This is a genomic window from Bradyrhizobium cytisi, assembly GCF_008123515.1.
GTDB classification, from domain to species: domain Bacteria; phylum Pseudomonadota; class Alphaproteobacteria; order Rhizobiales; family Xanthobacteraceae; genus Bradyrhizobium; species Bradyrhizobium cytisi.
In genome coordinates this window covers 18,653-33,218 of sequence record NZ_VSSR01000037.1, presented here as the reverse complement: position 1 = coordinate 33,218, position 14,566 = coordinate 18,653, and the positions used below count along the sequence as shown (strand labels likewise).

General features: G+C 64.2%; 11 protein-coding genes and 1 pseudogene. 4 read left to right on the top strand and 8 right to left on the bottom strand.

What is annotated here, in order from left to right; genetic code table 11:
- The first annotated feature begins 3 nt into the window (after positions 1 to 3).
- Entirely contained in the window at positions 4 to 1,128 is a 1,125-nt protein-coding gene (locus FXB38_RS22290) for a polyamine ABC transporter substrate-binding protein (protein ID WP_148753127.1), read from the top strand.
- A gap of 174 nt (positions 1,129 to 1,302) precedes the next feature.
- Here the strand turns inward: FXB38_RS22290 and FXB38_RS22285 are convergent.
- Positions 1,303 to 1,650 (bottom strand): annotated as a pseudogene (locus tag FXB38_RS22285) (autotransporter outer membrane beta-barrel domain-containing protein); the annotation flags it as partial.
- Positions 1,651 to 1,680: 30 nt separating this feature from the next.
- Positions 1,681 to 6,525 carry a beta strand repeat-containing protein gene (locus FXB38_RS22280; protein WP_148753125.1) on the bottom strand — a complete coding sequence of 1,615 codons (4,845 nt, stop codon included), beginning with the start codon at positions 6,523 to 6,525 and terminating at the stop codon, positions 1,681 to 1,683.
- A 186-nt stretch (positions 6,526 to 6,711) separates the two neighbouring features.
- Between FXB38_RS22280 and FXB38_RS22275 the strand changes: the two genes are divergently transcribed.
- A complete protein-coding gene (locus FXB38_RS22275; protein ID WP_148753124.1) occupies positions 6,712 to 8,415 on the top strand; it encodes a winged helix-turn-helix domain-containing protein in 1,704 nt (567 codons plus the stop codon).
- A 3-nt stretch (positions 8,416 to 8,418) separates the two neighbouring features.
- On the opposite strand, the gene FXB38_RS22270 is transcribed toward FXB38_RS22275, so the two are convergent.
- The 6 genes from FXB38_RS22270 to FXB38_RS22245 all read right to left on the bottom strand — a co-directional run bounded on the left by FXB38_RS22270 (position 8,419) and on the right by FXB38_RS22245 (position 13,238).
- On the bottom strand, positions 8,419 to 9,354 hold the full coding sequence (locus FXB38_RS22270; RefSeq protein ID WP_148753123.1) for a lipid A biosynthesis lauroyl acyltransferase: 936 nt from the start codon (positions 9,352 to 9,354) through the stop codon (positions 8,419 to 8,421).
- An 8-nt stretch (positions 9,355 to 9,362) separates the two neighbouring features.
- Positions 9,363 to 10,640 (bottom strand): beta-ketoacyl-ACP synthase, encoded by a 1,278-nt coding sequence (locus FXB38_RS22265; protein ID WP_148753122.1) that lies wholly within the window; start codon positions 10,638 to 10,640, stop codon positions 9,363 to 9,365.
- Between the two features lie 20 nt (positions 10,641 to 10,660).
- Entirely contained in the window at positions 10,661 to 11,863 is a 1,203-nt protein-coding gene (locus FXB38_RS22260; protein ID WP_148753121.1) for a beta-ketoacyl-ACP synthase, read from the bottom strand.
- Positions 11,860 to 12,330: a 3-hydroxyacyl-ACP dehydratase FabZ family protein gene (locus FXB38_RS22255; RefSeq protein ID WP_148753120.1), complete on the bottom strand. Its 471-nt coding sequence runs from the start codon at positions 12,328 to 12,330 to the stop codon at positions 11,860 to 11,862. Before FXB38_RS22255 ends, FXB38_RS22260 begins: the two co-directional genes overlap by 4 nt.
- 10 nt (positions 12,331 to 12,340) lie before the next feature.
- Entirely contained in the window at positions 12,341 to 12,628 is a 288-nt protein-coding gene (locus FXB38_RS22250; RefSeq protein ID WP_007592476.1) for an acyl carrier protein, read from the bottom strand.
- A 265-nt stretch (positions 12,629 to 12,893) separates the two neighbouring features.
- A complete protein-coding gene (locus FXB38_RS22245) occupies positions 12,894 to 13,238 on the bottom strand; it encodes a hypothetical protein (protein ID WP_148753119.1) in 345 nt (114 codons plus the stop codon).
- A 314-nt stretch (positions 13,239 to 13,552) separates the two neighbouring features.
- On the opposite strand from FXB38_RS22245, the gene FXB38_RS22240 reads away from it, so the two are divergent.
- Positions 13,553 to 14,182, top strand: coding sequence for a ParB-like protein (locus tag FXB38_RS22240; RefSeq protein ID WP_148753118.1), 630 nt, complete (start codon positions 13,553 to 13,555; stop codon positions 14,180 to 14,182).
- 171 nt (positions 14,183 to 14,353) lie between these two features.
- Positions 14,354 to 14,497, top strand: a complete 144-nt coding sequence (locus tag FXB38_RS42900) for a hypothetical protein (protein ID WP_187435057.1) — start codon at positions 14,354 to 14,356, stop codon at positions 14,495 to 14,497.
- Positions 14,498 to 14,566 lie beyond the last annotated feature (69 nt).

Here is a 14,566-nt window from a genome sequence, read left to right as displayed (position 1 = left end):
AAGATGACGAACGTCGGCCGTGTCGGGCTTTGCCTTGGCTTTGCAATCGCCGCAGCGCTGACATTGCTCTCGCCTCCGGCGGGAGCCGAAGAGCGGGTCGTCAACTTCTACAACTGGTCGAACTACATGGCGCCCGACGTCCTGGAGGCCTTCACCAGGGAGACCGGCATCAAGGTGGTCTACGACACGTTCGATGCCAACGAGACGCTGGAGACGCGCCTGATGGCCGGCAAGTCCGGCTACGACGTCGTGGTGCCCACCGCCTATTTCCTGCAGCGCCAGATCAAGGCGAACATCTTCCAGAAGCTCGACAAGTCGAAGCTGCCGAACCTCGCCAACGCCTGGCCGATGGTGACCAGGAATCTCGCGACCTACGATCCCGGCAACGAGTTTGCCGTGAACTACATGTGGGGCACGACCGGCATCGGCTACAACGTCGCCAAGGTGAAGCAGATTCTCGGGCCCGACGCCAGGATCGACAGCTGGGACATCGTCTTCAAGCCGGAGAACCTCGCGAAGTTCAGAGACTGCGGCGTGCACATGCTCGACTCCGCCGACGACATCTTTCCGGCGGCGCTGAGCTATCTCGGGCTTGATCCGAACTCGACCAAGCAGGCTGATCTGGAGAAAGCCGCCGATGTCGTCGCCAAGGTTCGCCCGTCGGTTCGAAAATTTCACTCATCCGAATATCTGAGCGCACTCGCCACCGGCGAAATCTGTTTCGTTGTCGGCTGGTCCGGCGACATCATGCAGGCGCGCGCCCGCGCCGCCGAAGCCAGGAAAGACAATAGCAGCGGCATCGAGATCGGCTATGCGATCCCGAAGGAGGGCGCGCAGATGTTTTTCGACAATCTCGCGATCCCCGCGGATGCCAGGAACGTCAAGGAAGCCTACGAGCTGATCAACTATCTCTACCGCCCCGACGTTGCCGCCAAGAACTCGGACTTCCTGTCCTACGCCAACGGCAACCTCGCCAGCCAGAAGCTGGTCGATCCGAAAATTTTGAACGACAAAAATATCTATCCGGACGACGCGACGCTCGCAAAGCTGTTCGTCATCACCGCCCGCGATCCGGCGACCCAGCGCATCATCAATCGGCTCTGGACCAAGGTGAAGACGGGGCGGTAGTCGTTTCCGGGGCAACCCGGAAACTGATTTCCGCAAAACAACCCCATGCACAGTAGAACCGCTGCTTTGCCCCGGCCATTTGACACGTCGGGCAAAACACCGGCAGAATGGCATCGTCGCCATCAGGTCCAGACACCGCTCTCATTGCGAAGCATCGCGAAAGCAGGGCGCCATCTACCACTCATACCGAACCGTACCCTTACCCGTATAAGTCTGCGTGCTCCGGGAGAACTCGCCCTCGATGGTGCCCGCAAGCGAGAGACCGTTTCGCCATTTCATTTCCGCGCGACCACCGACGAGTGCGGAGTCTGCGGCAGGGCGCGCGCCGTTGACCGTGAAGGCGGCGCCGGGGAGTGTCTGGAAGGCGGCGTTGACGAGGCGGTTGGTGTTGGAGTCGTGGGCCCAGGCCAGCCGGCCGCGCAAAGTGACCACGCCGTCGTCGACCAGGAAGCGCTGGTCGGTGTGCGCGCCGAGCTCGGTGCGGACATTGGTGGTGTCCTGCGCGCTGTAGGACAGGGCGAACTGGTTGCTGCCGGCGAGTGCGGTCTCGCCCTAACCGGGCAGGTGGAACGTTGTGGCCTGCACCGCCGCGTAAGGCGTCACGCCGAAGCTCGAGGCGGGAACCGGTGCGAAGCGCCAGCCTGTTTCGAGGCGGCCGGCAAAGGTGCTCGCCTTGAAGTTCGCAGTCAGCCTGTCGGTGCCTGACACCGTCACGGTGCGGTCGGTGGTGACGTCCTGCCAGCCATAGGCGAGGGCGGCGGAGATGTAGGCGGGGCCAAAGTTGTGGCGGGCATAGAGGCCGGCCTGGAAGACATCGGCGCGGCCGCTGCCGAGGCTATCTGCCACCGAGAAGTTGAAGCCGGCACCGCCCAGCGCGAAGCCGACCAGCGTGTCCGGCGAGAGGCGATAATCGGCTCCGACCGCCGTGCCGTAGATGCGACTGGTGGTGGTGCTCGAACCGGTCGCGGCGTTGCCGTTCAAATTGCTGGCGCCGCCATAGCCGGAGGCCCACACGCCCCAGCGGCTGTCGATGACATCGCCGCTCGCCGCACGTGGTGTCACCGCGGCATAGGCTTCGCGGACTCCGGCGTCGTGACCTTGGGCGTCGTGGTTTTGGGCGTCGTCCGGGGCATAACCCAGCGCTCCGCCGCCGGCGTGGCCCGTGCTGCGTCCGCCGTCCATGCCGCCATTGACCGGATCGAGCAAGCCCATGAACTGCTGCATGGCGCCGAACGCCGCCTGCGTGCTGGCAGCACCGGGCCGGCCCGAGACCTCGCTGAGCGCGCGCTTGAGTTGCGCACCGCTCATGTTGAGCAGCGTATCGAACCCGGCCGGCGGCGTCGCGCCGCCTTCGACCGCCTTGTTGATGCCGCTGGCGACGCTGGTTTGATTGCCGCTCGTGCCCGCCGGCAGCACGATCTTGCCGGGATCGAGCACGAGATAGACCTTGTCGAGGTCGTAGGTGAGGTGCGGATTGCGGGCAGGGCTGAACGTGCCGCTGACGCTCAGCCCTGCGAATTGCGTTCTACCGAGGCCGCCGGTCGCCGTGAGAATGGTGTAGGTCTGGCCGCGGAAGCTGCCGGGGATCGCCACCGCCTGTACGGTGGCGCCAGTGAGCGTCGCGGTCCCCGTGACATTGGTGCGGTCGGCCGCGGTCGTGGAGACCTCGACCGTGTAGGAGCTGTCGGCACTGAAGGTGAGGTTGCCGCTGACGGTGAGCGTGCCGATCGAATTGCCGGGCGCGAGCGTGCCGCCGCTCGCAATCGTGGTGTTGCCGACGATGCCGGTGCCGCCGAGAATGCCGCCGCTGTTCACGGTGACGCCGCTCGACGATGCGATCGAGCCATTGACCGCAAGCGTGCCGCCGTCGACCGTGGTGGCGCCGGTGTAGGTGTTCACGCCCGACAGCGTCAGCCTGCCGGTGCCGACCTTGACCAGCGATGTTCCGGTAATGCTCCCGTCGCCGGTGAGCACGCCGGTGACAACGGTCGACAGATTGTTGCCGCCGACCGTCAGTTCTGCGCCGTTGAGGTCGAAGCGGCCATTGCCGGCGATTGAGCCGGCGCTGATCTTGCCGTCGCTGTTCAGGCCGGGGGTGTAAAAATTGATGACGGCGCTGGGCGCGACATTGGTGAGCTGCGCGTTGTCGGGCGTCGAGTCGCCGTCGAACAGAACGTTGCCGTTGTTGACGATGATGGCGTTGCCGGCCCTGGCATAGGCGTCGAAGGTCAGCTGGTTGTTGTTGGTAATGGTGGCGGTGCCGGCCGTGGCGGAGGAGGTGAACCGGACCTGTTGGTTGTTGGTGATAGTGGCGCTGCCGGCCGTGGCGTTGTCGTCGAACGTCAGTTGATGATTGTTGGTGATGCTGGCGTTGCCGGCCGTCGAGCCGTCGATGAACTGCATCTGGCCGTTGTTGTTGATGGTCGCACTGACCGCGGTACTGGTGTCGTGGAATTCGAACGTGCCGGTGCCGGCGTTGGTGATCGTCGCGTTGCCGGCACTGGAGTTCTGGGTGAACCACAGATGGGGGCCGTTGTTCACGATCGTGGCCGTTCCGGCCGTGCTGTTGGCCCAGAACTCGATATTGCCGTTGTTGGTGATGGTCGAGCTGCTGGCCGTGCTGTGGCTGTAGAAATAAATCGTGCCGCTGTTGGTGATGCCAGCGCTTCCTGCCGTCGTCATGTCGTCGAAGACTACGGTGCCGCCAATGTTGTTGGTGATGCTTGCGCTTCCCGCCGTGCTCGAGTCGTTGAAGTATGCGGTGTGGTTGTTGGTGATGATTGCGCTTCCGGCCGCGCTCGAATTGTTGAAGAACAGGGTGCCATCGTTGGTGATGGTGGCGCTGCTGGCTGTGCTTGAACCGTTGAAGCTCAGGGTGTGGCTAGCGTAGTTGTTGATCGTTGCGACGCCGGCCGAGCTGTGGTCGCTGAAGGCTAGCGTGCCATTGTTGTCGATATAGGCGGTACCGGCCGTGCTGGTATCGAGGAAAGAGAAGGTGCCGGTATTGCTGATGAAGGTGCTGTAATTGCTGTCGATGCCGGTGCTGTTGCGGAAGATCGTGGATCCGGCGTTTGTCAGTTGGTAAAGATTATTGAGGGGACCGGTGTTGACGACATCGAGTGTTCCGCCGGAGCCAACGCTGATGGATTCGCCACCGAATGTGGCGGCCGTGCTGGCGTTGCCGAGCTGAAGCGTGCCGCCGCTGACGAATGTGGTGGAGGTGGAGCCACTGGCGTTGGAAAATGTGGCTGTCCCGGTCAGCGTCAGGGTGCCCGTGCCGACCTTCTCTAGGTCGCCGTGTACCGAGATGGTCCCGCTCACGACGGTCGACGCATTGTTGCCACCGACCTTGAGCCACGAGCCGTACACAAGAAAAGTGCCTTCGCCGGCGATCGAACCGACGCTGATCACACCGTCATGGGCAGGTCCAATTGAGGAGAACTGAGTCAATGCTGTCGCGCTGGTGTTGGTGATGGCGGCATTGCCGGCTGTGCTATAGTATTCGAAAGTCAAACTACCGCTGTTGTTGATGGTGGCACTGCCGGCACTGCTTCCAATCGTAAAGATGGTCGTGGCATTGTTCGTGATCGTTGCGTTGCTGGCGCTACTATTGCCGTTGAACTGCAACTGAGATGAACCATTGACGGTGATGGTCGCGCTGCCAGCGGTGCTCGTGTCGTAGAAATTGGCGGTACCGCTATTGATGTTCAGTGTCGCGTTGCCGGCCGAACTGGTGTTCCGGAAGTTCACGGTGCCGGTGGAGGTGATCTGGGCGCTGCCGGCCGTTGTCGTATCGGCGAACTCAAGTGTGCCGCTGTTGGTGATCGCGGTGCGACCGGCCGACATTCCGTTGCTGTAGGACGTGAGTCCGGCGTTCGATATGGCGGAAATCGCACCGGTGTTCACGATGCTGAGCGCGCCTCCGGCGCCGACGCTGATCGCGCCGACGACCGATCCGGCTCTGGCGAGGGAGCCAAGCTGGAGCGTGCCGCCGTTGACCGTGGTACCGCCCGTATACGTGTTCGCTGCCGTCAGCGTCATCGTACCCGCGCCGATCTTGACCAGCGAGCCGCCGATGCCGGAGATCACGCCGCTCACCTCGGTCGGTAGACCTTTGGAGCCGACAGTGAGCTCGTTGGCGCCGATGAGGTAGCTGCCGGCGCCTGCGATCGAGCCGACCGTCTGCCTGTGATCGCCGGCGGGACCCGCAGAGTTCGAGAAATCCACCGTGCTGCCGGCATCTGCGGTGACGGCCATGCCGTTGCCGTCGCTGTTGATGAGGTTGAGTGTGGTTCCGGCGCGGACGTCAACCGTGCCGATGATGGAGCCGGTATTGGCGAGTGTACCGAGCTGGAGAGTTCCGCCAGTGACCGTGGTGCCGCCGACATAGCTGTTCCCGCCCGACAGCGTCAGCGTGCCCGAACCGGCCTTGACCAGCGAGCCGGTGCCGGTGATCACGCCGCTCACCTCGCTCGATTGGTTGTTGGAGCCCAGCGTCAGCTCGATGAAATCGAGATAGGAGGTGCCGGCACCTGTGAGCGACTGGACCGAGAGCTTGCCGTCACCAGCGGGGCCCGTTCCTGAAAAATAGATGTTGCCCCCGGCATTGTTGATGATGGTCGCGTTGCCGGTCGTGCTGTTGCCGTAGAAGGAGAGGAGTCCGCCACTGTTGATGATGATCGTGGCGTTGCCGGCGGTGCTGTTATCGTTGAAAGTGGTGCGTCCACCGCTGTTGTTGGTGATGGTCGCGTTACCGGCCGTGCTGGTGTTGTTGAAATTCAGCAAGGTGTTGTTGGCGATGACGGCGTTGCCGGCCGTGCTCGAGCCGACGAAGCCCATTATATAGTTATTGGTGATGACAGCGTTGGCGGCGGTGCTGTTGTCCTGGAAGGTCAGGATACCTCCGTTGGACACCGAAGCGCCAGCGGCGGTGCTGTTGTTCGCGAAAACCATCAAGCCCACATTACCGATCGTGGCGGTGCCGGCAGAGCTGGAATTCTGGAAGGTGGTTACCGAGCTGACGCTGGTGGTGAAGTTGAGGCTGCCGCCATTGATGACGATGCCTGCGCCCGTGAAAGTGAGCCCGGGACTGGCGCTCTGGATGAGGTAGTTCGAGGCGCCTGCATTGAAGGTCCAGCCGCCGACCGAGGTGTTGCTGCCGATAGACAGGGATGGCGTGTTTGACGTGCCAAAGTAGGCGGTGCCGGAAGGGACGCTCCCGGTGTCCCAGTTGCTCCCATCGTCATACGAAACGCTAACGGGAGAGGTGCGCCAGGTGGCGTCCTGCGCGCGTGACGGCGTCGCCGGCAGCGCCCAGGCCAAGGCCAGCGCCGACGATGTCAGGAGTCCGGCCCGCAGCCGGCGGGTCGCCCTGAAACAATCTTTCCCCGTCCTCACCACTTCTCCCAGCACGCGGTCTCGAGTCCTCAACTGGATTCATCGCATCGGGGCGGAGGGGTGTCCTGATAAGGGGTTGGCTAGTTTCTGAAAGTTTCTGATATTTTCGTTTCAGACCCGATTTTCGGGCATTTTCGGCAGACTTCCGCTATATGAGCCGCCTTGAGAGACGCTTTGGGGGATAGCTTGCTTCGTTTCGCCGGCTTCGAGCTGGACCAGCAGCGCGCCGAGCTGAGCGGGGCCGATGGCACGCCGATCAAGCTCCGGCCCAAGACGCTCGAGATGCTGCGGTTGTTCGCGACCAGCGGTGGCCGGGTGCTGAGCAAGCAGGAGCTGATGGAGGCGGTCTGGCCCAACGTCCATGTCGGCGAGGACAGCCTGTTCCAATGCATCCGCGAGCTTCGCACCGCGCTCGGCGACGAGCGGCGGCAGCTGATCAAGCTCGCCTCCGCCGGCGGCTATCTGCTGGCGGCGGAGGTTGTGGCTGCGCCGGAGGTCGCGGCACAAGTCGAGGTGCCCCGTTCGGCTCCGACCGGCGAAGTCGCCGCGATGCCACAGCATGCCAGCGTCGGTTTGCGCCGGCGGGCCATGGTCGCCGCAGTGGCCGGGCTCTGTGTGATCGTCGTGGGGCTAGCGGTTGCCGCGCCGGTGCTGAAGCCGGACCTGCTGTTCAGGCGAACGCCGCCGCGGCTCGCCGTGATGCCGATCGTTGATGCCAGCAACGATTCCCGCGGCACGGCGATGGCAGCGGAGGTCACCGGCCGCCTGACGGACGGTTTTGCCAAGATCCAGAACATCAGCGTGGTGGCGCCGCGATTGGCGGCAGTCGCCGGCGGCGACAGCACCGCCGCGCCGGCCACGTCATCCGATTATGAACTGCGCGGCGAGTTGCAGCTCAGCGATCAATCCTGGACGCTGCGGGCGCGCATCATCAAGGCGGGCAGCGGCGAGGTTCAATCGGTCGTCGCGGCGTCAGTCAACGCTGACGCGATGGACGCGCAGCTTGCGCAATCCCGGCTCGCCGCAGGCGTCGGCCATGTGCTTGCGCGCCGCCTGAATGAAATCCTGGGGCCGAGTGCATCGTCATCCGCGCGCCGCACATCGTCGACCGGCGGCGACAAGGTGGCCGTCGAGCAGGCGCTCGCCTCGATCAACCAGACCACGCGCGAGCGCTTCGGCGCGGCGCAGGCCATGCTGCAAAAGGCGCTCACCGACGACCCCGACAATCTCGACATCGCCGTCGCGCTGTCATCGCTCCAGATGCGCGGCATCCAGATGGTCTGGTTCAGCCCGGAGGAGGCTGTTACGGTCGAAGCGAAGGCCAATGCGACGCTCGAGCAGGCGTTGCGGTCGAAGCCGAATTCCATTCCGGTGTTGGAGGCCTATTGCCGGTTTCTCAGCGCGACCAACCATTTCGTGGAAAGTCTCGTCACCTGCGCCAGGGCCTTGAGCTTCGATCCGTGGAACGGCTCTGCGCTCTATCTGATCGGCTTAGGCCAAATCTTTCTCGGCCGCTTCGACGATGCGCTCGCGACATTCCAGCAAGCCGACCGTTACGACACGCCGCCGGCCTCGCGCTGGACCTGGCTGCTCGGCGCCGGCATGGCGAATCTCTTCATGGGGCGCGATGAGGAGGCGCTGCCGTGGCTGCAACGTTCGATCGCCGTTACGCCGGCGACCGGCCGCTCGCATTTGCTGCTCGCCGCCGCCTACCAGAGATCGGGCCGGTTCGAGGAGGCAAGGGCGGCGATTGCGGAGGGACTGAGGTTGCGGCCCGGCACGACCAGGCTCAGCGTCGGGCCGCCGATGAAGAACGTGAGTCCGGTATGTATCGCAGCCTGGGAGCGCATCGTTCAGGCCGAGGTCGATGCAGGATTGCCGGAGCAGTAAGCCTCACCGCCACCTGCGGTGCAGCCACAACCACTGCTCGGGATGCTCGCGCACCCAGCCTTCCACCACGCTCGTGATCGCCTGCGTCGTGCCTTGGATGTCGATCTTGCCGTCGGCATCGCGCACCGGCGGGACTTCTTCGGTCAGCTCCGCGGCGAAGCGGCCGCCGGGCTTGCGGATGACGCGCACGCCGTGGATCGGGCATTCGACCTGGCGCAACAGGCGCGCCAGCATCGGATTGGCGCGGGTCTTGCGGCCGAAGAAGGTGACCTCGACGCCGCCGGTGAGATATTGGTCGATCAGCATGGCGACATGCTTGCCGTCCTGCAGCGCCTGCGCGAGCCGCAACGGGGCGTCGCGGCCCGCGGGGATCAGCGTGCCCATGTTGACCTGGCGCATCTCCTGGATGATGCGGTCGGCGGATGCGATGTTCGGGCGACGGTAGAGGATCGCGGCGTCCAGTCCATGCGCGACGGCGGCGATCGCCGGCAATTCCCAATTGGCGAGATGGGAGGTGAAGATCAGCGCCGGCTTGCCGTCGTCCCTGATCTGGTCGAACAGCTCGATGCTGCGCTTGGGCAGCTCGACCCGGCTGTTCTCGGGATGCTCGCGGTCGTAGTCCCAGACGTGGTCCATATGGGCGAATTCGGCGCCGACGCGGCCGAGATTGTCCCACACGCCCATCAGGATCTGCTCGATCTCTTCCGGCGACTTCTCGGGAAAGGCGGCGGCGAGGTTGGCGCGGCCGATGCGGTGCTCGCGCAGACGCGGGCCGATGGTCTTGGTGACGCGCGCGAAAAAGTCCGAGGTCTTGACCGGATCGAAATAGCGCGTGGTGCGCAGCATGCCGACGGTGGCAGCCCCGATCAGCGTTCCGCCGAGCGATTTGGCAGCCTGCTTCGCGGCCACCCGCGCGCGGGCCTTAATGCTTAGCGCCATGCGTCCGGTCAGGCCGGTTCGCGGGTCAGGATCAGCGATGCGTTCTGGCCGCCGAAGCCGAACGAGTTCGACATGACAGCGGTGACGCGGGCATCGCGCGCCTTGTTGCCGACCACGTCGAACAGGATCGTGGGATCCGGATTGTCGTAGTTGATGGTCGGCGGAATGCGCTGATGCTCCAGCGTGAGCAGCGAGAAGATCGCCTCGACCGCGCCCGCGGCCGAGATGGTATGGCCGACCATCGACTTGTTGGAGGTGACCGGAATCTTCTGCAGGAGATCGCCGAACACGGCCGATGTCGTGTTGTACTCCATCTTGTCGTTCTCGGGCGTCGCGGTGCCGTGCGCGTTGATGTGGTCGATCTGGTCCGGCGTCATGCCGGCATCGGCCAGCGTCTTGTTCATGCAGCCGATGATCGGCTTGCCGTCGGGAGACGAGCGGGTGCGATGGAAGGAATCGGTGAGCTCGCCGCAGCCGGCGATGACGCCGAGGATTTTTGCGCCACGCGCGGTCGCCGCCTCATAGCTCTCCAGCACCAGCGCGCCGGCGCCTTCGGCCATGACGAAGCCGTCGCGGTTCTTCGAGAACGGGCGGGAGGCCGCCTGCGGCGGATCATTCTGGGTCGACAGCGCCGAGAGCAGCGAGAAGCGCACCAGCGCCTCCGGATTCACGGTGCCGTCGGTTGCGACGCACAGAGCGGCATCGGTCTCGCCGCGGCGGATCGCCTCCACGCCGAGCTGGATCGAGGTGGCTCCGGATGCGCAGGCCGTCGACAGCGAGATCGGCGAGCCCTTGGTGCCGAAGGCCTCGGCAAGATGCGCGGCCACCGAGCCGAACATGAAGCGATGGTGATAGGCGCTGTACTTGCCGCCGCCGGAAATGCGCAGCAGATCGTCATAAGTGAAGTCGGGGGCGCCGACGGCGCGGCCAAGCTCGCGACGCTGCGGCCACTCGACCTCGACCGGCGCAACCGCGAGGAAGAGGGGGCCCGGAAAATCGCCCCTGGCGCCGATGCCGGCCTGCTCGAGGGCTTCCTGGGTGACGAGCTCCGCCATCCGCTCGGAGAGGCCGGTGGAGGAGAACGGATCGACGCTGACGAAATCCACCGTCCCGGCCATCGTGGTCTTCAGGCCGTCGATCGGAAAGCGCGTGATGGTGCGGATGCCGGATTCGCCCGCAACGAGCTTCGACCAATTGTCGGCCTTGCCGGCGCCGAGCGAGGTCGTGATGCCCATGCCGGTGACGACGACAACGGGACGCCCGAGTTTGTCGCGTGGTGCAGTCATGTGTCCCCCAAACGAATGAGCTAAACTGCCTCGACCAGCGCCATGCCTTCGCCGCGCCAGTGTCCGGCTCCCACCACTACGATCTGGGTGGGCGCCCCCTGCATTTCAATCTCGGTCCCGGTCGAATCGTTCGGCGGGAACAGCGCGCCGCGCGAGATCGCGAGCGCCGCGAGCGCAATGCCGAGCGGGAATTGCGTTTCCATGGTGTGCCCGAACATCGTGCCGGTCGAACGCACCGGGAAGTCGGCGTGCTTCTTCAGGAAGCCGCGCTCCTCCGACGTCGCCGGCTCCGCGCCGGTTGCGCCCGAGATGATCGCGCCCTTGCCATCGCGCTTCGGCAGCTTGGCCCAAAGCTTCTCCAGCGTCGCTTCCATGTCACCGGCCTGCTTGCGGCGGGCCAGATCCGTCACGACGCTCGACAGCTTTGCGAACGGTTTTGCGCCACGCGCTTCGGCGTGCGCCTTCGATTCCAGCACCAGGAAGGCGCCGGCCGAGCCGAGCGCGAAGCCGGCGTGGTCCTTGCGCTGCCACACGGGAGCGAACTTGTCCTTCAGATTGAAGTCACCGAATTCGTAGAGGACCATGAGGTCCTTGCGCTCGCCATTATGCGAGCCGCCGACCAGCGCAATGTCGCTCTCGCCAGAGGCGATGCGCGACAGCGCGATGCGGGCAGCATCGGCGCCCGCAACCTCTTCGCCCATGAAGGTGCGCGAGGTGCCGCCGAGACCGTTGACGATGGCAATGTTGCCGGCGAGCAGATTGGAGAGCTGGGCCAGAAACAGCGTCGGCCGGAGATCGCTCATCAGCCGCTCGTTGAGGAAGCCGGGCGCATTGGCGCCCTTGGCTTCGGCGGTCAGCACGCCGGTGTCGACGTTGAGATCGCGCTCGCCGCCGCCGGCGGCCACGACCATGTCGATCTTCGACAGGATATCCTTGTTGCCCTTGATGCCGGCCGAGTCGAGCGCCAGGCCCGCGGCATAGACGCCGATGCGCTGCCAGGCTTCCATCTGGCGCTGGTCGCCCTTCTTGGGGATCTGGCTGTCGAAGGTAACAGGCAGCAGCGGGTGGACGATGTAGGGCGCAAAGCCCTTCTCGTCGACATTGATGCGCTTCTCCTGGAGCGCGGCCCAGTTGGCGTCCAGACCTTCGCCGAGCGAGGTGGCAAGGCCAATGCCGGTGATCCAGACTTCCGTCTGGCCGGGCTTCGAAGCAGTGTCGGTCATGGCGATTCGGCCTGTTGCGGAAAGCCGACGCGTTTTGCGACCGCGTCCATGTATCCGCGGATATCTGCATTGGGGAAGGGGATCAGCGTGAAGGTGAGCGTCGAATTCGCGCGCAGCTTGCCGCCGACCCTGATCTTGGCTTCGGTCATGGCGTAGCCCGAGCCTTCATGGACGAGGCTCGCCTCGATGCTCATGAGCTCGCCCGGCAAAACCGAGCCGCGCACCTTGGCTTCCTTGACGGCGGCGAGAATCGGCATGCGCTCGAATTTCAAGACGCCAAGCAGGAGGAAGCCCGAGGCCTGCGCCATCGATTCGATCAGGAGCACGCCGGGCATCAGCGGATAGCCCGGGAAGTGCCCCTCGAAGATGGTGCTCTCCTTGGGGACCTGGGCCTCGACGACGATCTTCTTCTCGTCGACGTTGAGGTCGACGATGCGATCGATCATGTGGAAGTATTCGAGTTGCATGATCGCCCGATCAGGCGCTCGCGCCCTTGGCGGCAACCAGCTCGTCGATGCGCGCGCACAGGTTCTTCAGCACGAAATACTGCTCGGTGGTCGCCTTGCCGTCGTTGACTTCCTGGGTCCATTTTTCCAGCGGCAGCTTGATACCGAACTGCTTGTCGATTGCGAACGCGATGTCCAGGAAATCGAGGCTATCGATGCCGAGGTCATCGATGGCATGGCTATCCGGCGTGATCGTGTCGCGCGGGATGTCGCAGGTTTCAGCGATGATCGTAGCGACCTGATCGAATGTGGAGGACATCACTAAGCCTTTGATATATTGTTGGTATTTGTCAGGTGGTCCAGAGTGGAACGGCAGGCGGGCATCGCGCCCCGAGTGACGCCCTCACCCCCTCTGGCCGGGTCGAAAGCCCGTATATCGGAGCGCCGCCCCGAGTTCAATGGAGCCGGACAGGGTGGGGACAGGCCTGGGGATGCCGATCCGGGAGGCCGCACCGGCGATGACCTGCCGGTGGGAAGGCTTCCGGCGCCAAGGTCCGTCGACAAGGCCCGTCGACAAGGCCTGCCTAGATGTGCGGGGTCGTGACCTTGACGCAGTCCCGCCGGCCCATCAGCACGCAATCCTGGGTCCGGCGCAAATCGGCGATGCTGACGGCGAGCCAAATCCCGATCGCGGTCAGCGCGATGGTGAAGGCGAGCGCGGCGATATTGGCGAGCATGCGATGGCGGAAGTCGTCCGGCTGATCGCGGGGCTGTTCGTAACGGGACAGGTCGAGCGGTTCGGGAGCCGTTGCGTGCAGCGGCTGTACGACGCCGCCGCCCCGGTGGATCAGGGGGGAGGCTGTCTTGCGCGGCCTGAACTGGAGCACCCGGTGCTCGTCGTCCGAGGTTATGGGCCGCTGAGATTTCATGGGGCGGGGATCACTCCGAAGCAGCGGTTTCTAGATAGCATAGGCGACACAGGCCTTGCAGGAAAAATCTTCTCAACGCGCACGTGCATTGCGCATTCGCACTATCTTTCCTGATCATTTTTCAGGCGCTCTTGACCGCTGCGAACGCTCGTCGGAGCGGGTTGTCATTCCGGCGTCGGGGTCGCGCGGGTTGCGCTGCAACAACAACCGGGACGATGGCGCAGCATGCTCCGAACGCATATTGCCGCCGCAGCGCCCATGGCATAATCGGGAACCTGGACCGCAAGCCGCCACCAGACGAGAGGCCCTCGACCATGACCACCACCAACGCGCGCGAGCCGAGAGTGCACCCGGTGTCGATCCTGTCGCTTCGGCCGACGCAAATGACGGTCGGCATGCGTGAGGTCAAGGAGAAGCGCAAGCGCTGGCGCGAGCACGGCAAGAAGAAGCAGTCCGACCTGCTTGGCACCCATATGATCCCGGTCGTCGCCGGACCAGACGGGCGCTACTACGTCATCGATCACCATCATCTTGGCCGCGCGCTGCACGACGAGGGCATCAAGGAGGTGCTGGTGACCGTCGTCGGCGATCTACGCATGGTCGACCGCGAAGCGTTCTGGGGCGTCATGGACAACAAGCGCTGGGTCTATCCCTACGACTCCAAGGGCGAGCGACGTCCATTCCGCGATCTGCCGAAATCTGTAGCTGACCTCAAGGACGATCCCTATCGCAGTCTCGCCGGCGAGCTTCGCCGCATGGGCGGCTTCGCCAAGGACACCACGCCGTTCTCCGAGTTTCTCTGGGCCGACTTCCTGCGCCGCAAGCTGACGCGCAAGGCGGTCGATGCCAATTTCGACAAGGCACTGGAGAAGGCGCTGTCCGCGGCCAAGAGCAAGGACGCGGTCTATCTGCCCGGCTGGTGCGGCCCGGCGTCGGACGATTGAGGCGCTGGCGCTCGCATCAGTCGCGACCCTTATGAGTTGGTTACGACATGCGCCCCGATAGGCTAGTTCCGATCACAGCCGCTTGAGCGACATCATTTTCCGCGCCGACGACACGGTCCTGAAACAGAGCTACCCCATCTCTTGTGCTTCGAGCTCACACAGGAGGCGAAAATGCGCCGTCTGGTTTTCATAATTGCCCTGCTCGCAGTGGCTTCGGCCGGAATCTCTGCCTCGTTCGCCGCAGTTCACCAGGCCAGGACACCGACCTTCGCCGAGCGTTTTGCGCCGGCGCTTCCGCTGATGGTGAAGCACTAGCGGCATCGCGTCTCGTTGCTGCAAGCAACGCCGCGGCGGAATCACTTCGGGTGTTGCAGGGTGGGCGAG

What these genes read in the sequence shown, in the direction of transcription:
- FXB38_RS22290 (WP_148753127.1), top strand. Translation starts at nt 4, where the DNA reads ATGACGAACGTCGGCCGTGTCGGGCTTTGCCTTGGCTTTGCAATCGCC.
- FXB38_RS22270 (WP_148753123.1), bottom strand. Translation starts at nt 9,354, where the DNA reads ATGGCGCTAAGCATTAAGGCCCGCGCGCGGGTGGCCGCGAAGCAGGCT.
- FXB38_RS22265 (WP_148753122.1), bottom strand. Translation starts at nt 10,640, where the DNA reads ATGACTGCACCACGCGACAAACTCGGGCGTCCCGTTGTCGTCGTCACC.
- FXB38_RS22260 (WP_148753121.1), bottom strand. Translation starts at nt 11,863, where the DNA reads ATGACCGACACTGCTTCGAAGCCCGGCCAGACGGAAGTCTGGATCACC.
- FXB38_RS22255 (WP_148753120.1), bottom strand. Translation starts at nt 12,330, where the DNA reads ATGCAACTCGAATACTTCCACATGATCGATCGCATCGTCGACCTCAAC.
- FXB38_RS22250 (WP_007592476.1), bottom strand. Translation starts at nt 12,628, where the DNA reads ATGTCCTCCACATTCGATCAGGTCGCTACGATCATCGCTGAAACCTGC.
- FXB38_RS22245 (WP_148753119.1), bottom strand. Translation starts at nt 13,238, where the DNA reads ATGAAATCTCAGCGGCCCATAACCTCGGACGACGAGCACCGGGTGCTC.
- FXB38_RS22240 (WP_148753118.1), top strand. Translation starts at nt 13,553, where the DNA reads ATGACCACCACCAACGCGCGCGAGCCGAGAGTGCACCCGGTGTCGATC.
- FXB38_RS42900 (WP_187435057.1), top strand. Translation starts at nt 14,354, where the DNA reads ATGCGCCGTCTGGTTTTCATAATTGCCCTGCTCGCAGTGGCTTCGGCC.